Raw genomic sequence first — 17580 nt, forward strand, 5'->3', positions numbered from 1 at the left:
ATGCTTACCCTCACCGCCGACACCTGCGGCCGCCACGACACCCTAGGTGGTGCCTGCGCCAGCGAAAGCAACACCGTGCGCTACGACCTGGAAAAGCGCCACATGCACTCCTGCCGGGATAACTGGATGCAGGCCATCGCCAACCACCCAGAGTATGGCCTGAGCAAGCGGGACATCACCCACAACATCAACTTCTTCATGAACGTACCGGTGACCGCTGACGGCGGGCTGACGTTTGAAGACGGTATCTCCGCACCGGGCAAGTATGTGGAAATGGTCGCAGAAATGGATGTCATCGTGCTGATCTCCAACTGCCCTCAGCTCAACAACCCCTGCAACGGCTACAACCCCACGCCCATCGAGCTACTGATTTGGGGTTAAGTAATTCGCCCTAGGGACGACCCTAGAAGGCCAAACAACCTGCGGGACGACCCGCCTTTGTTTGCAGGCAGTGCCATGTCCATCCATAAAACGTTTAGCAAAGTCCTGATTGCCAATCGCGGCGCGATTGCCGCCCGTATTCTACGCACGCTTAAAGCTTTAGGCGTGGGGAGCGTGGTGGTGTACGCCGATGCCGACCGCGATGCGCCCTACGTGCACCAAGCTGATGAGGCCTACTCACTGGGTGAGGGGGCCGCCAGCGATACCTATTTGAACATCGACAAACTGATCGCTATCGCCCAGCAGAGCGGCGCCCAGGCCATCCATCCCGGCTACGGTTTTCTTTCGGAAAACACGCGCTTTATTACCGCCTGCGATGCCGCCGGGCTCGTCTTTCTAGGCCCCACTGCCGAGCAGATACAGCAGTTTGGCCTCAAGCACGAAGCCCGCGCACTCGCCGAAAAAGCAGGCGTACCGCTGGTGCCAGGATCAAAGTTGTTGGAGACCCTCGAAGAGGCCCAACAGGCCGCCGAACGAATCGGCTACCCGGTCATGCTGAAATCCACTGCGGGTGGCGGTGGCATCGGCATGCAGGTCTGCCGCTCTCAGACGGAGCTGGCACGCGCCTTTGAGTCAGTGAAAGGCCTTGGCGAGCGCAACTTTGGCGATGGCGGTGTCTTCCTGGAAGCCTATATCGCACGTGCCCGTCATCTGGAAGTACAGCTGTTTGGCGACGGCCAGGGCAGTGTTATCGCCCTCGGTGAACGCGACTGTTCTACCCAGCGCCGCCATCAAAAAGTACTGGAAGAGTGCCCAGCCCCGAACCTCCCCGAAGCCGTGCGCCAATCACTGCACGCCACGGCGGTGCAACTAGGCAAAGCGGTCAACTACCGCAGCGCGGGAACCGTCGAGTTCATTTACGACGCCGAGCGTGAAGCTTTCTATTTTCTGGAGGTTAATACTCGCCTACAGGTGGAGCACGGCGTCACCGAGCTGGTCTACGGCGTCGATATCGTCGAATGGATGGTAAAGCTCGGCACCGGAGAGCTCCCTCGCCTGGAAACACTTGCCCAGACGCTCTCCCCCACTGGTCACGCCGTCCAGGCACGTCTGTACGCCGAAGACCCCGCTCACGATTTTCGCCCCAGCGCCGGGCTACTGACGGAAGTCATCTTTCCTGAAGCCAGCGGCCTGCGCATCGACCACGCCATTGAGGCAGGCCTGGAAGTGTCACCGCTATTTGACCCCATGCTAGCCAAAGTGATGGTGCATGCCGAAAGCCGCGAGCAGGCGACGGCACAGCTGGCGGATACGCTGGACAACGCCAGCGTTTATGGCATTGCCACCAACCGTAGCTGGCTTGCCCACGTTCTGCGTGCCGAACGCTTTCAGCAGGCGGATATCGACACCCACTGGCTTACCACCCTGGCGTGGGCACCTCCCGCCATGGAAGTGATCGCCCCTGGCACGCTCACCACAATTCAGGATTTTCCCGGTCGCCAGGGTCACTGGGATGTGGGTGTGCCGCCTTCCGGCCCGTTTGACGACTGGTCGTTTCGCCTTGGCAATCGCCTACTCGACAATCCCACGGATGCCGCTGGCCTAGAAATTACCCTCCAGGGCCCCACGCTTCGCTTCCACCGGGCCACCCAGGTCGTGCTAGCAGGCGCCGAGTTGCCCGCCTCGCTGGATGGCAACCCCATAAATCACTGGGAAGTCATTGATGTTCCGGCCGGTGCCACTCTGACGCTAGGCAAGGCCACCGCTGGGGCACGCGCTTATCTTCTAGTGCGCGGCGGCATTGAATGCCCTCGCTATCTGGGCTCTCGCAGCACCTTCACGCTAGGCCAGTTTGGCGGCCATGGCGGGCGGGCACTGCGCAGCGGCGATATGCTGGCGCTACCCACGTTGGTGCCTGCGCCCTCATGCACGCTGGATAGCGCACTGGCCCCCGCCATTGGCAACGATTCCGAAAGCGTGACGGAAATTGCCGTGCTTTATGGACCCCATGGCGCGCCCGACTTCTTCACCGATAGCGATATCGAACGCTTCTTCGATCACGAGTGGGAAGTGCACTACAACTCCAGCCGCACCGGTGTACGGCTAATTGGCCCACGCCCAGAGTGGGCACGGGCGGATGGCGGTGAAGCAGGACTCCACCCTTCCAATATTCACGATAACGCCTACGCCTTTGGCACTATCGACTTTACCGGCGACATGCCGGTCATTCTTGGCCCGGACGGCCCGTCACTGGGTGGCTTTGTCTGCCCGGCCACCGTGGTGCGCGCTGAACGCTGGAAGCTGGGACAACTCACCGCTGGTGACAAGGTCCGCTTTGTCCCGGTAACCCTCACCACCGCCCGTGCCTTAGAGGAGCGCCAACTCACTCAGCTCGCGTCACTAGCACCTATCCCCAACGTTGCGTTAACCACAGAGCGGGCTAGCCCGATTCTACGAGATTTACCTGCCTCTGAGGCCGGTGAGCGGGTCGTGTACCGCCGTGCCGGAGACGACTTCCTGCTGATCGAATTTGGCCCCATGGAGCTGGATATCGCCCTGCGGTTCCGGGTTCACGCCTGGATGCTGTGGCTGCGTGAACATCCGCTTGCAGGGCTTCGAGAGCTAACGCCCGGTATACGTTCGCTACAAGTGCATTTCGAACCGCTGGAGCTGAGCCTTGACGATCTGCTTGCCCACCTACAACAAGCCGAGCAGGCGCTGGTGGATGTGGAATCACTGGAAGTGGAGTCCCGGGTCGTGCATCTACCGCTCTCCTGGGATGACCCCGCCTGCCAGGAAGCTATCGACAAGTATCAGCGCAGCGTACGCCCAGATGCTCCCTGGTGCCCCAGTAATTTGGATTTTATTCGTCGCATCAACGCCCTTGAAAGTGAACAGCAAGTGCGCGATATCGTCTTCAACGCCCGTTATCTGGTGATGGGCTTAGGAGATGTGTATTTGGGGGCGCCCGTCGCGACACCCCTCGACCCGCGCCAACGCTTGGTCACCACCAAATACAACCCCGCCCGTACCTGGACGGCGGAAAACTCGGTGGGTATTGGCGGCGCCTACTTATGCGTTTATGGCATGGAAGGCCCCGGCGGCTACCAGTTCGTTGGCCGCACGCTGCAGATGTGGAACCGTTACCGCACCACACAACACTTCATTAACCCTTGGCTGCTGCGCTTTTTTGATCAACTTCGCTTTTATGAAGTCAGCCACGAAGAGCTACAGCAAATTCGCCGTGACTTTCCCCACGGGCGCTTCGAGCTGCCTATTGAAACGGCCCGCTTCAAACTGGCCGACTACCAAGCCGATATCGATAAAAACGCCGACGCCATCGAGGCATTCCGCACCAAGCGCGAAGCAGCCTTCCAGGCGGAAATGGCAGCCTGGCGCGCCAACGGCCAGTTCACCTTTGAAGACCAAGCACCAGCTAGCGCAGAAGTCGACACTCTAGACGAAAATGAACTGGGTATCGAAAGCCCAGTGACCGGCAGCCTGTGGAAACTGCTGGTCAAGGAGGGGGAGCAGGTAGACGCCGGTCAGCCGGTGGCGCTGGTGGAGTCGATGAAAATGGAGGTAGAGGTCACGGCCCACTGCGCTGGGCGTGTTGCTAGGCTGCCGCTTGCCGAAGGTGCAGCCATTGGACCCGGCCAGCCTCTGGTGGTGCTCACCCAAGAAGAGGAAGCTGACGCATGAGCACACCTACCGCAGACCAACGCTTAGCAGCCTTTCAGGAGATCCCCATTATCGACATTCATCCACTGCTGCACGGGGATGAACAGGCACGCCGCGAGGTCGCCGCTGAGCTGGGCCGCGCCGCCCGAGACGTGGGCTTTTTCCAAATGGTGGGCCATGGTATTGATGGTTCACTGCGGGAAGGCCTGATTAATCAGGCCAAGCGTTTCTTTGCTCAGTCTGAAGCAACCAAAATGGAGCGCTACATCGGGCGCTACACCCACCACCGTGGCTATGTGCCGCCCGGCGAGGAGTCGCCGGACCCGGCCAAGCCCGATATGAAAGAGGCCTTCGACCTAGCCTTTGAACTACCCGATGATGACCCGGAGGTGCTGGCCGGGACACCGTTGCTCGGCCCCAACCCCTGGCCTGACCTGGACGGTTTCAAGGAGCCAGTGGCCGCTTATTACGACGCTGCGTACCACGTCGGGCGCGCATTGATGGGCGGCTTTGCTATGGCGCTAGGGCTGGCTCCCCAGCAACTGCTTCAGCACGTCAATAAGCCGCCCAGTCAGCTGCGCCTGATCCATTACCCTTATAACCCTAATGCTGAGGATGCCCAAGGCATCGGCGCCCACACTGACTACGAGTGCTTTACCCTGCTACTCCCCACCGCGCCAGGGCTTGAGGTGATGAATGGGAAAGGCGAGTGGATCGATGTACCTTTCAAGGAGGGCGCGTTGATCGTCAATATTGGCGATATGCTTGAGATCTGGAGTAATGGCGAGTTTGTTGCCACCTCCCATCGGGTACGTAAAGTGAAAGAGGAGCGCTACTCGTTCCCGCTGTTTTTCGCCTGTGACTACCACACCGTGGTCGAACCACTCCCCGAGCTGGTCGCTCGCCACGGACAAGCCCGGTACTCAGCACTAAAAGCAGGCGACCACCTCTTCGCCCAAACCATCCAAACCTTCCGCTACCTGCGCGAGCGCTTGGCGAAGGGTGAAATTGCGCTCCCCGAAGGGGCCCGGGAAGTGGGTAGTCTGGGACAACATGGCAAGCATAAGGCGCCGGGCAACGAGGAGACGAATCGATGACGATGCCGCTTCCCATCGTACCCGAGCAGTACCCAGGGGGCTGGCAGCGTATGCTCTATGCAGAGCCCCATACACCGCCCTACCGCGTCACTGATACCACCACTCAAGTGGTATGGCTGCAGGGCCACCAGTGGCATGCCGACCTGCGCATCCCCGCTGACGCGCCCGACTTCAGCGGCATCCAAAGCCTTGAAGAGTGCAGCCGATCACAGCTTGAATGGCTGGCGAGCCTGACGGCCTTTACGGGCCTAACCCAGATTGAGGACGGGATATGCACCTGGCACCGCTTTCAGGATCTCTGCCCCAGCCTGGAAAAAGACGTCGGCCTGCTACGCTGGCTGAATGATCACACGATTGAAGAGCAGCACCCGGTCGGGCATTACGTCGAGCACTGGCAACGGTTCACTGCCCCACATGCAAAAGAGACGATTCGCATCGATGCGCTGGGTCGCCTGCGCTGGCTAGCGCTGGGTGATCACGCCATTGCGATTACCCCTCGTCAATCGGCAGCCACTCCCCAGCACCCGCTCACCCTGCCCAGCCATGCCAACACCGACGACCTTCGCTGGCGCGCCAGTCTCTGTTTCGACTACTGCCAACGCCACCATGAAGGCTGGCGAATCGAGCTTTCGACACAGCCCTGGCGACAGGGGCGCTTCCTAAACGGAACCCGATACTCATCAGCCAACGCTGCGACGATGCCACTTTAAAGGAGTCAACCATGGCGCTCTCGATGTCACTGGATATTACAAGCCTTCACGCCGCCTACCAGCAAGGTGACCTAACGCCCACTGCATTAATTGACGAGCTACTCGTACGGGCCGATAGCTACGACAAAGACCCTGCCTGGATAACACGCCTGGACCGTAAACAGCTGGCACCCTATTTAAAGCGCCTGGAAGGCGAGTCGCCTGAGACGCTACCCCTTTACGGTATCCCTTTTGCCATAAAGGACAACATCGACTTAGCGGGCATACCTACCACGGCAGGCAGCCCAGCCTATGCGTACACACCGTCTGAAAGTGCCTTTGTAGTGCAGCAGCTGATCGATGCGGGTGCCATCCCCATGGGAAAAACCAACCTGGATCAGTTTGCGACCGGGTTGGTCGGTGAGCGTGCTTTGAGTGACTACGGTGTTCCTGCCAATGCTTTTAACCCCGACTATATTCCCGGGGGTTCCAGCAGCGGCTCGGCGGTGGTCACCGCAGCAGGTATGGTGAGTTTTGCGTTGGGTACCGATACGGCAGGCTCTGGGCGTGTGCCTGCCTGTTTTCATAATATATACGGCGTCAAGCCTAGCCTTGGCCTGCTGAGTACTCGCGGTGTAGTTCCTGCCTGCGCAACGCTCGACACCATTAGCCTGTTTACCTTCACCGCTGACGATGCCGAGAAAGTGCTCAGTATTACCGCTACTTATGATGATCAGTGCGCTTGGTCTCGGGAACACCGCTTCTCCGTGCACGGTAAGCGCTACGGCACAGCGCCCAAGATGTTTCGTTTTGGGGTACCGCTTGCATCTCAATGGCAAACCGACGCGGCGTACACCAAGGGGATGCACCAAGCGATTGCCGAGCTGGAAGCTATTGGCGGAATAAAAGTCGAGCTGGACTGTTCGCCTCTGCTATCTGCGGCACGACTACTTTACGAAGGGCCCTGGGTCGCCGAGCGCTACCATGTGATTCATGAGTTGATGGAGAGCCACCCGGAGGCTGTACATCCGGTCACGTTTAAAATTACCCAAGGAGGGTCTACGCCACTGGCCGTGGATGCCTTCGATGCGCGCTATAAGCTTGCCGAGTTCAAGCGCCAAGCCGATGCACTCATCGGTCAGGTGGATGTGATGCTCTCGCCCACGACAGTCACGCACCCCAGCAAGGCAGAAGTGGCAGCAGATCCTATTGGCGTGAACTCGCGTTTAGGCACCTGGACCAATTTTATGAACCTGCTCGACTACAGTGCTCTGGCGGTGCCGATAGGCTTTACCGAGCAAAAACTGCCCGTGGGCGTCACGCTATTTGGGCGGGCATTCGACGACTTAACGCTGCTGTCCCTCGCCCGCGCGTTAGAAACACGCCTCATGCTACCGCTGGGTGCCACCGGTGTTGCCCACCCGGCATTATCCGAGCCCTTCACCATGGCCCAAAATGGCACAATGGAGCTGGTTGTATGCGGTGCGCATCTGCAAGGCTTACCGCTTAACCACCAGCTCACCGAACGCGGCGGCGTACTGGTTAGCACTACCCACAGCGCACCGCGCTATAAGCTATTTGCCTTAGCAGGCGGGCCACCCAAGCGTCCAGCAATGGTGCGGGACACCCACGGCCAGTCAATCGAAGTCGAGGTCTGGCGATTACCGAGCGAGACGCTGGGTAGTTTTTTGGCTGGCATCCCCGCCCCGCTAGGCTTAGGTCAGGTAGAGCTTGCCGACGGTAGCTGGAAGTGTGGGTTTATTTGCACCGCAGGTGCGCTCAATGAAGACGGTGATGCAGTGGATGTTACTGAGTTTGGCAGTTGGAGGGAGTGGTTGACACGTCAATCTTAACGCTAACGCAATGGGCCTATGCTGCACATAGGCCCATTGAACCCAGCTACTCCACTGCTCTATGTGGCCACTTCACAGGAGCATGGTGAGCAGCCTTTAAACACAGTCGCGTCAAAGGTACCAATAACCAAAGCAGCGGCGTCAGTAACCAGCGGTAAACGAATCGGGCAATAAACAAGACTGGCAACAGTACAATCAACCAGACAAGAAACTGCCCGAGCCACGTTGGCCAGCCTAGCCAGTGAGATAGATGGGCGCCCAGTGCACTGACCAGGCTGGGGTGGCGAATGACCACATAAGCCGTGCCGGCTACCGCTGCAACTTTGGCCATGCGCGGCAGCGTTGCGAAGCGCCCGCTTGTGGCAACGATCCCTTGACGCACACCCGTGCGAGCGGCCTGCGCCTCGACGCCACCCAGACGAGCCGTACGAGCGGCTCTTCCAGCGCGGAGTACCTTCACAGTACTGGCCATTACCAGCAGATCAACACCCGCCCAGCCCAAATCGCTTGCGCCTATTGCCTCGCCACGCCGCCACTGGCTTTCTAAGTCACGTAGACCGCTGGTAAAGAAATCACCTACTCCGGATACAAGACGCTCCCCTTGCAGCCACGCCACGTTGCCTTCGTCATCCACGACAAACTGGTTGAGCAGCCCGTGGCCGTTGCTGTCGAGTAACGCGATACCCATCTGGCCACGCCGCAAAGGGGTTAGCTCGGCCATGGCCGCCTCTACGTCTGCGTCACCTAGCTCATTGGTATCCGATGGCTCATCGCCCCACCAGCGGCTGACTTGCTGATAGCGCTCTCCTATCCAGTGCTGAGCGCGCAGCGTCGTCACGTCGTGATCGCGGAAGTAGCTGATAGGCAGCACGGCATCCGCTCCGAAGCGCACCAGCACCTGTTGGAATTGGGGCGATAGCCCATAATCGAGAAGCGTGGTTCGAGCGATATCACCGTGACGCAACATCGCCAACGCGGCGCTCATCCATAGCGCTTGATCAGACGCATAGTGCAGAAACAGTGCGTTGATCTCAGCAGACTCTTCTTGCAGCGTGGGCTCAAGAGCGGGCAGTGCCCGCTCTACTTCCAAGCGTACCAACGTCTCTTCAAACGGCTCATCGGAGGCCGTCAGCGAGAGCAGCCCAGCCAGGGCCATGGCGACTAATACGATGAACAGCCAAGGCCGTTTGAGCATTTACCCTAACGACTCCGCCGTCACATTGGCCGCCGCAGGCTGCGTCGAATAGTGGCGATTGATTGCACTAAGCACGCCTTTCATGGAGGCGCTAGTGATGCTTTCATCGGTACCTACGCCAAATACGGCTTTGCCATCAATGCGTACTTCCACGTAAGCGATCGCTTCGGCATCCGCCCCTTGGCCGCGGGAGTGTTCATGATAGTCAATGATTTCGACCTCTTGGCCGCTCGCCACCAGCGCCTTGATGAACGCGGCCAGCGGGCCGTTGCCTTCACCGGTCAGGGTCTGGCGTTGGCCGCCGTTTTCGACAATGGCCTCTAGCGCTACTTTAGGGCTATCTGGCTCGGAGGAAAGACGGTGATTCACCAGTGCCAGCGGTGACCGCTGCTCTAGATACTCATCGGCAAAGGCTTGGTAGATCATTTGTGAGGTGATCTCTTTACCCGTGCGGTCCGCCACTTCCTGCACCACTTGGCTGAACTCAATGGAGAGCCTGCGGGGCAGCTCGATACCGTGCTCCTGCTCTAACAGGTAAGAGATGCCGCCTTTGCCTGACTGGCTGTTTACACGGATAACCGCTTCGTAGCTGCGGCCTACATCCAAAGGGTCGATGGGCAAGTAAGGCACATCCCAAACGGCATCCGGATTAGCGCGGCGATCCGCCATGCCTTTTTTGATGGCATCCTGATGAGAGCCTGAGAACGCGGTAAAGACCAAATCGCCCACATACGGGTGGCGCGGGTGAACGGGCAACTGATTGCAGTACTCGGCCTCGCGCATAATCGGGGTGATATTGGAAAAATCGAGCTGAGGATTCACCCCTTGGGTATACATGTTCATCGCCAGCGTGACGATATCTACGTTGCCAGTACGCTCGCCGTTGCCAAATAGCGTGCCCTCGACTCGATCTGCCCCCGCCATCAACGTGAGTTCGGCCGCCGCGACGCCAGTGCCGCGGTCGTTGTGCGGATGAACGCTGACGATCAAGGTATCGCGCTTTTTGACATGGCGACAGAACCACTCAATCTGATCAGCGTAGTTGTTGGGCGTAGCGACTTCGACCGTGGCTGGCAGGTTGACGATCATTTTGTTGTCGACGCTGGGGCCAAAAGTGTCCATCACCGCTTCGACGATCTCGACCGCGAAATCCATCTCCGTGGTGGTGAATAGCTCGGGTGAGTACTGGAAAGTCCAGTTCGTTTCCGGATTGGCCGCCATCAAATCGCGGATCTGCGCGGTGGCATCCACGGCAATTTGAATGCACTCGGTTTTGTCGACGCTAAACACCACCCGACGAAACATCGGGTCGGTGGCATTGTAGACATGCACGATGGCGTTCTTGACGCCCTTCAGTGCTTCAAAGGTGCGTTCAATCAGGTGCGGACGCGCTTGGGTCAGCACTTGAATGGTCACGTCCTCTGGAATTTTATCTTGTTCGATCAGCGCGCGAACAAAATCGAAGTCGGTTTGCGATGCGGAGGGAAAGCCAACTTCAATCTCTTTAAAACCAATCTTCAACAGCATGTCGAACAGGCGCTGCTTGCGCTCTTGATCCATGGGGTCAATCAGCGACTGGTTGCCGTCGCGCAGATCCACGCTGCACCAGATGGGCGGTGTTTCGATACGTTGGCTAGGCCACTGGCGGTCAGGCAGATCCACGGCCACGAAAGGGCGATACTTTTTAGAAGGGTCGGACAACATCATAGCGGCGCTCCTGTCGTTAATCTGTTTTAGCGGAATCAGTAGGACTATTGGGGGGAGGCGAAGCTGTATTTCGCTCTGCCAACGCGGCTTCCATACGATCAAGCTGCGCTTTGAGCGAGTAAACGTCGCTACGCAGTGCCTGCAGCTGGGCAGGCTCCCCTTCGCCACTGTCAAAATCGAGCTGGGCACTCTCTTTCTGCATCACGTCCAGCACAATACCAATCATCATATTAAGAAAAATAAACGCAGTAAGGAAAATGAACGTCAGGTAGTAAATCCAGCTCCAGGCATATACCTCCTGGGTGGCGTACATCACGTCCGTCCAGTCCTCAAACGTAGCGATACGGAATAGTGTCAACATGGCAACAGAAATGTTGCCCCACAAAAACTCATCTATGTTGCTGAAGAGGAAACTACCCAGCGCCGCATAGATGTAGAAAATAATAAACATGAGCAGCACCACGTAGCCCATGCGGGGAACCGATTTCACTAGCGCGCCCAGCAGCATCTGCAGCTCTGGAATCATCGACACCAGGCGCAGCACGCGGAAAATACGTAGCAGCCGCGCCAGCAGCACCATCTCTGAATCATCCATAGGAATCAGGCTGGCAGTCACAATTAAGAAGTCAAAAACGTTCCAGCCCTTCTTAAAAAAGCTGACTAAGTTGCGCTCGGCTGCCATTCTGATCAAAATCTCGACCAGGAAAAATACTGTGACTGCGACATCCAGGTAGAGCAACCACTGCTCAATTCGGGAGGTTTCTTCGTAGGTTTTCGCGCCAATGACCAACGCAGAAATGACGATAATGGAAATCACCAGTCCTTCAAAAAGCTTGTTGCTACGCAGCTTTTCAAAGCGGGCTTGCCAGGTATTGAAAGGTTCACTCATGGAACAAGGAGTCTCTAAACGGTTAACGTCAACACTTTATACTAAAATCACACACCTTCCATACAAGTGATATCCTGTTGTTTCACTTGATGTATCTTCGCCTCCAGGGCAACCCTCGTTGCTCTGGCGATTTTTTTGATTTTTTGCGCTGGATGACCTCATGACACTGCTGTGGATCGCCTTACTGCCGTTACTGGGCGTACTGGTGCCGGCACTGACTGCCCAACGCGGCCGCACTTGGTGCTCGCTCGCAACGGGCATACTGCCAGCAACAGCACTGCTACTTACGCTGCTGCAAATACCTGCCCTGATGGAGGGTGAAGCGCTGCGTTTTGCTGCCACCTGGATGCCCGCACTCGGCCTGGAGCTTGCGTTTCGTCTCGATGGCCTGTCGCTGCTCTTCAACCTGCTCATTTTGGGCATTGGGCTATTGATTCTATTGTATGCCCATTTTTACTTGGCAAGCGATGAGCCTTTTGGACGCTTTTACGCCTTCTTGATGCTGTTTATGGCCTCGATGGTCGGCATCTCGATGTCCGATAACCTTATCCTGCTCTGGCTATTTTGGGAGTTGACCAGTCTCTCCTCCTTCCTGCTGATTGGCTTTTGGTCCTATCGCAGCGATGCCCGTAAAGGCGCGCGCATGGCGCTTACGGTAACCGGTGCAGGCGGCCTAGCACTGCTAGCAGGCTTACTGCTGCTGGGCGATATGGCCGGTAGCTATCGGATGGATGACGTGCTGGCCAGCGGCGCCACCATCGTGGCTGATCCGCTTTATCCGCTCATGCTCGGGCTTGTACTACTGGGCGCATTCACCAAATCTGCTCAGTTTCCGTTCCAGTTCTGGCTTCCCCATGCCATGGCGGCTCCCACGCCCGTTTCAGCCTACCTGCACTCAGCCACGATGGTAAAAGCGGGTATTTTCTTAATGGCCCGGTTGCATCCCGCCATTGCGGATAGCGCGCTGTGGAGCGTGGTCGTGCCACTGGTGGGTACCATTACGCTGCTTTACGGCGCGTGGTTTGCGCTGTTCAAAACCGACTTGAAAGGCATTCTGGCGTTTTCGACCGTCAGCCACCTGGGCTTAATCACCGTTCTGCTAGGGATTGGCAGCCCCATGGCTGTGTTAGCTGCGCTGTTTCATATTCTGAACCACGCTACCTTTAAAGCGGCGCTGTTCATGAGCGCGGGCATCATCGACCACGAAACCGGCACCCGGGAGCTGAAGCAGCTTGGCGGACTCAGAAAGGCGATGCCCGTCACCGCACTGCTGACCACCTTGGCCGCTGCCGCTATGGCGGGGGTGCCGCTGTTTAACGGTTTCCTCTCGAAAGAGATGTTCTTTACCGAAACGCTCGCCACCCCGGTACTCGGCGGTTTGAGCTGGGTGCTGCCCGCCCTGGCGACGCTGGGCGGCATTCTCTCAGTGGCATACTCACTGCGGCTGGTTCATGCGGTGTTCTACAAGCCCGCTCGCGAGCAAACGCCGAAAGCTCCCCACGAGCCGCCCCACCTGATGCGCTTGCCCGTAGAGCTGCTGGTGGCGCTCTGTGTGCTGGTAGGGCTATTCCCCGCCTTTTTCGCAACAGGCATTTTGGAGCTAGCCACCCAGGCAGTTCTGGGCGAACCGTTGTCGTTCCATCTCGCCATCTGGCACGGCGTGAATTTGCCGCTAATGATGAGCTTGCTAGCCTTTGCAGCGGGCATTGCCATGTACTGGCGTCATGCCGATCTGCGCCGTTTCGTGCAGCCCTTCGCCAGTGTGGATGCACGCCGCGTGTTCGAGCGGTTTATCATTACTGTGGGCTATCAGGCCGAGCAGATCATCACCAAGCTGGAAGGCAACTCGCTACAGCGCTATATGGGATGGTTGCTGGGTGCTGCCCTGCTGATGGGACTGATCGGCCTTTCCAGTATCCAAGAATTGACCGGCACCAAAGGTAACCAGTCGATAGATGGCGTGGTGCTGCTAGGCGCGGGCATGCTCATTTTTGGTGGTCTTGCCACCGCAGCGACTCACCGCTACCGCTTAATTTCGCTGCTGATGCTGTCAGTAGTAGGGCTCTTTGTCGCCCTCACCTTTGCACGTTTCTCGGCACCTGATCTCGCGCTCACTCAGCTATCGGTAGAAGTCGTCACGATGATTCTGCTGATGCTGGCATTGTTCTTCTTGCCGCAAAAAACACCTACCGAATCGAGCCCGATGCGTAACGTGCGCGATATTCTGCTGGCCGGTGCGCTGGGGCTGGTGGTCGCTAGCTTGAACTACGCGGTGATGACCCGCGAAACGCTATCGATCTCCAACTTCTTTGTGGAGAACAGTAAGCCTGGTGGTGGCGGCTATAACGTGGTCAACGTGATTCTGGTCGACTTCCGTGGCTTCGATACCCTGGGTGAAATTACCGTGCTGGCCATTGCAGGCCTGGCTATCTTCAAGCTGCTCAACCGCTTGCGTCTGTTCATGCCCCACAGCGACGGCGAAGGCCGTGTCTGGTCGCCGGATCGCTACCCGGCCATTCTGACCTCCATCTCGATGACGCTGCTGCCACTGGCGCTGCTGGTCTCGGCCTTCATCTTCCTGCGCGGCCATAACCAGCCCGGCGGCGGCTTCATTGCTGGTTTGATTACCGCCGTCGCATTGATTCTGCTGTATATGGCGCGGGGTGTTGAGTGGGCGCAGCAGCGCCTGAACTTCCCCTTCCAGCCAGTCGCCGTCGTCGGGGTGGCCATTGCCACGCTCACCGGCCTAGGCAGCTGGCTATTGGGCTATCCCTTCCTGACCTCGTCGTTTGGGTATTTCAGCCTGCCGCTGATTGGCACGTTCGAGCTTGCCACGGCCCTGCTGTTTGACCTGGGTGTGTACCTTGCCGTAGTAGGTGCCACGCTGATGATTCTGGCCAACCTGGGTAAGGTGACGACACCACACCGCCCGGTGACCGACCCGAAAACGTCAGACACCCACGACACGCCGAATGAAAAGGAATCCCACTAATGGAAATGCTCTACGCCATTACTACGGGCATCTTAACCTCCTGCGGGCTCTACCTGACGCTGCGTGGAAGAACGTTCCCGGTCGTTGTCGGCCTGACGCTGCTCTCCTACGCGGTCAACCTGTTCCTGTTCTCCATGGGCGGGCTGACGACGGATGGTGCTGCGCTGGTGAACGAGGGCTCTCAGTTTGCCGACCCGCTGCCCCAGGCGCTGGTCCTCACCGCCATCGTTATCGGCTTTGCCATGACGGCGTTCGTGGTCATTCTTGCCATGCGGGCGCGCAGCGAGGTGGGTAACGACCACGTGGATGGTAAAAAGGAAGACCGCGAATGATTCAGCATCTAATTGTGTTGCCCGTGGTACTACCCCTAGTCGCGGGTATTTTATTGCTTTACCAACGCCAGGGGCTGGTGCACTACAAGCGCGCTGTGAGCGTTATTGCCACCCTTCTACTACTGGTGGTGTCGACTGCCCTGGTGCGCCAAGCCGCCAGCGGTGAGATCACCTATTACGCCCTAGGCGACTGGCAGCCACCGTTTGGCGTAGTGCTAGTGCTCGACCGCCTCTCCGCGCTGATGGTGCTGCTCACGTCCCTTCTAGCCGTGGGCGCCGTGGTGTTTGCCTGCGGTGGAGACGACGAAAAAGGCAGCAACTTCCACGGCCTGTTTCAGTGGCAGTTGCTTGGTATCAACGGCGCGTTTTTGACCGGCGACTTGTTCAACCTGTTCGTCTTTTTCGAAGTGCTGTTGCTGGCCTCCTACGCGCTGCTGTTGCACGGTGGCGGCAAGGCGCGCATTCAGGCAAGCGTTCACTATGTGGTGCTTAACCTAGCGGGCTCATCGCTATTTTTGATCGCCGTGGGCATTCTTTATGGGGCCACCGGCACGCTCAATATGGCGGATATGGGCTATAAGCTTGCTAGCCTGCCCGCTGAGCGTGAGGGCTTAGTGACCGCAGGGGCTCTAATGCTGCTGGTCGTCTTTGGCCTCAAAGCCGCTATTTTACCGCTCTACTTCTGGCTACCCCGCGCCTATGCAGCGGCACCCGCCCCGGTGGCAGCGCTGTTTGCGATCATGACCAAGGTGGGCATCTACGCCATTCTGCGGGTCTATTCGCTGATTTTTGGCGAGCAGGCTGGCGGACTTGTGGCGCTGGAGCAACCTTGGGTGTGGTGGCTAGCGCTAGCCACCTTGGCCGCCGCTGGCGTGGGCGTGATGGCCGCTCGCGACCTGCGCCTGCTGGTGGCCTACTTAGTACTGATTTCGGTCGGCACGCTGCTGGCGGGCGTCGGCATGCGCTCAGCAGAGGCCACCTCTGCCCTGCTCTACTACCTGATTCATACCACGCTGATCACCGGTGGCCTGTTCTTGCTGGCTGAGATGATTGGTCTGCAGCGCGGCAAGCCCGGTACACGCATCGTCAAAGGGCGCCCGCTGGTACAGGGCAACGCCCTGGCAATCACCTTTTTCATCGGTGCGATTGCCGTGGTGGGTATGCCGCCACTGTCAGGGGCGCTGGGTAAAGCGATGGTGCTAGTAGCCGCAGAAGGTACGCAGCGCGTATGGCTGTGGCCACTGCTGCTACTCGCCAGCCTAGCGTCACTTATCGCACTCTCCCGCGCGGGCTCTACGCTGTTTTGGCGCAGCCACCGGGGCAGCCCAAGCGGTAGCCCGCTATCCCGTTACCAGTGGTTCGGCATGCTCTGGCTACTCAGCGCTGCGCCTTTACTGGTGGCATTCGCCGGGCCGGTGAGCAGCTATACCCAAGCCACCGGCGAGCAGCTCGCTAACCCGCAACAACTGATCGAAACGCTGCTGCCCGATGCAGGAGAGACGCCATGATTACCCCTCGCAAATGGCTGCCCACCCCGGTGCTGTCGATATTGCTACTATTGGTATGGCTGCTGCTGGTGCGCAGCTACGCCTTTGGCCAGTTCGTTCTGGGGGGTGCGCTGGCTATTCTGATCCCTTTGTTAACCCACCGCTTTTGGGATGCTCGGCCACGGATCAGCAAGCCTATGATGCTGTTGCGTTTTGGCCTGCGGGTATTGGGCGATATCGTCACCGCCAACTTTGAGGTCGCGTACCTGATCGCTAACCCATGGCGCAAGCTAAAGCCTCACTTCATCGAGTATCCGCTGATGCTGGAGGAGCGTTTTACCATCACGCTGCTGGCCAGCACGATCAGCCTGACCCCAGGTACCGTTTCGGCCAACCTGCGAATGGATGGCAAATCCCTGCTAATCCATGCGTTGAACGTGGATGATGAAGAAGCGCTCATTGAGCAAATACGCGAACGCTACGAACGGCCGCTCAAGGAGATTTACGAATGCTGAGTATTGCGCTCTACATCACCTTAGCGCTGGTGGTGATGGCCCTGCTAATGAACCTCTATCGCCTAACGGTTGGCCCCGATCTCCCTGACCGGGTACTGGCGCTGGACACCATGTACGTCAACTCCATCGCGCTGATTGTATTGCTCGGCTTATGGCTCAACAGCAAGACTTACTTTGAGTCTGCACTGTTGATCGCCATGCTTGGCTTTATCAGTACGGTAGCCGTGTGCAAGTACATTCTACGCGGGGATATTATTGAATGAGCCCGATTAATGAGGTGCGTTTATGCCATTCTTAGTTGAAGCGCTGATTTCCCTACTGTTAATAGCGGGAGGCGTGTTTGTGTTTATCGGCTCGCTAGGCATGGCCCACCTGCGCGATTTCTATATGCGCCTACACGGCCCTACTAAAGCTACTACGTTGGGCATCGGCTGCATGCTGATTGCCTCCATGGGGTATTTTTGGAGCGTCGATGGTAAGCCGGATATCCAAGAGCTGCTGATTACGCTGTTCCTGTTTATTACCGCCCCAGTAAGCGCTCACCTGCTGGCCAAAACCGGCTTGCATATGCAGTTAAAGCACACCCAAAAAACCCAGGGCAAACCGGTCGAGTTGCGCTCTGAAGAGGTCGGCGAAAAGCCGGTACCTCACCCGGACAAAGGGCACGGCTAAGCTTCGCTGCCCTATTTTCTCAAGCGCTGGCAACCGCCAGCGCTTTTTATTGCCCGCTATGCTAAACCGCTGAGCGAGCACCAAAAGTGT

At 58.0% G+C, this 17580-nt stretch carries 14 protein-coding genes; 11 read left to right on the forward strand and 3 right to left on the reverse strand.

Going from position 1 to position 17580, the window contains the following annotated elements:
* The 5 genes from BIS10_RS07235 to atzF form a co-directional block, all read left to right on the forward strand.
* The coding region (locus BIS10_RS07235; RefSeq protein WP_253503887.1) for a DUF1989 domain-containing protein at positions 1–381 on the forward strand (381 nt) is incomplete at its 5' end.
* A 75-nt stretch (positions 382–456) separates the two neighbouring features.
* Positions 457–4083: an urea carboxylase gene (gene uca, locus BIS10_RS07240; RefSeq protein ID WP_253503890.1), complete on the forward strand. Its 3627-nt coding sequence runs from the start codon at positions 457–459 to the stop codon at positions 4081–4083.
* Positions 4080–5159 carry an isopenicillin N synthase family oxygenase gene (locus BIS10_RS07245; RefSeq protein WP_253503893.1) on the forward strand — a complete coding sequence of 360 codons (1080 nt, stop codon included), beginning with the start codon at positions 4080–4082 and terminating at the stop codon, positions 5157–5159. Before uca ends, BIS10_RS07245 begins: the two co-directional genes overlap by 4 nt.
* Positions 5156–5869, forward strand: coding sequence for a hypothetical protein (locus tag BIS10_RS07250; RefSeq protein ID WP_253503896.1), 714 nt, complete (start codon positions 5156–5158; stop codon positions 5867–5869). The genes BIS10_RS07245 and BIS10_RS07250 overlap by 4 nt, the downstream gene beginning before the upstream one ends.
* 11 nt (positions 5870–5880) lie before the next feature.
* Positions 5881–7701, forward strand: a complete 1821-nt coding sequence (gene atzF / locus BIS10_RS07255; protein WP_253503899.1) for an allophanate hydrolase — start codon at positions 5881–5883, stop codon at positions 7699–7701.
* Between the two features lie 46 nt (positions 7702–7747).
* Here atzF and BIS10_RS07260 read toward each other — a convergent pair whose 3' ends face one another.
* The 3 genes from BIS10_RS07260 to BIS10_RS07270 are packed head-to-tail and all read right to left on the reverse strand — an operon-like array spanning position 7748 to position 11492.
* Complete coding sequence (locus tag BIS10_RS07260; protein WP_253503902.1) at positions 7748–8896, reverse strand: hypothetical protein; 1149 nt, start codon at positions 8894–8896, stop codon at positions 7748–7750.
* On the reverse strand, positions 8897–10603 hold the full coding sequence (leuA, locus tag BIS10_RS07265) for a 2-isopropylmalate synthase (RefSeq protein ID WP_253503905.1): 1707 nt from the start codon (positions 10601–10603) through the stop codon (positions 8897–8899).
* Positions 10604–10619: 16 nt separating this feature from the next.
* Positions 10620–11492, reverse strand: a complete 873-nt coding sequence (locus tag BIS10_RS07270) for an ion transporter (RefSeq protein WP_253503909.1) — start codon at positions 11490–11492, stop codon at positions 10620–10622.
* Between the two features lie 160 nt (positions 11493–11652).
* Here BIS10_RS07270 and BIS10_RS07275 point away from each other — a divergent pair, with 160 nt between their 5' ends.
* From BIS10_RS07275 to BIS10_RS07300, 6 genes are read left to right on the forward strand one after another with little or no spacing between them, the layout of a single operon-like run.
* Complete coding sequence (locus BIS10_RS07275) at positions 11653–14484, forward strand: monovalent cation/H+ antiporter subunit A (RefSeq protein ID WP_253503912.1); 2832 nt, start codon at positions 11653–11655, stop codon at positions 14482–14484.
* Complete coding sequence (locus BIS10_RS07280; protein WP_044629077.1) at positions 14484–14816, forward strand: Na+/H+ antiporter subunit C; 333 nt, start codon at positions 14484–14486, stop codon at positions 14814–14816. Before BIS10_RS07275 ends, BIS10_RS07280 begins: the two co-directional genes overlap by 1 nt.
* Positions 14813–16324 carry a monovalent cation/H+ antiporter subunit D gene (locus BIS10_RS07285; protein WP_253503915.1) on the forward strand — a complete coding sequence of 504 codons (1512 nt, stop codon included), beginning with the start codon at positions 14813–14815 and terminating at the stop codon, positions 16322–16324. The genes BIS10_RS07280 and BIS10_RS07285 overlap by 4 nt, the downstream gene beginning before the upstream one ends.
* Positions 16321–16818: a Na+/H+ antiporter subunit E gene (locus BIS10_RS07290; protein WP_159342614.1), complete on the forward strand. Its 498-nt coding sequence runs from the start codon at positions 16321–16323 to the stop codon at positions 16816–16818. The genes BIS10_RS07285 and BIS10_RS07290 overlap by 4 nt, the downstream gene beginning before the upstream one ends.
* A complete protein-coding gene (locus BIS10_RS07295) occupies positions 16812–17081 on the forward strand; it encodes a K+/H+ antiporter subunit F (protein WP_044629074.1) in 270 nt (89 codons plus the stop codon). The genes BIS10_RS07290 and BIS10_RS07295 overlap by 7 nt, the downstream gene beginning before the upstream one ends.
* Before the next feature lie 22 nt (positions 17082–17103).
* Positions 17104–17490: a Na+/H+ antiporter subunit G gene (locus BIS10_RS07300; protein ID WP_253503918.1), complete on the forward strand. Its 387-nt coding sequence runs from the start codon at positions 17104–17106 to the stop codon at positions 17488–17490.
* The last annotated feature ends 90 nt before the right edge of the window (positions 17491–17580 follow it).

Source organism: Halomonas sp. 707B3 (assembly GCF_024158645.1).
In the GTDB taxonomy this organism is placed as follows: domain Bacteria; phylum Pseudomonadota; class Gammaproteobacteria; order Pseudomonadales; family Halomonadaceae; genus Vreelandella; species Vreelandella lionensis.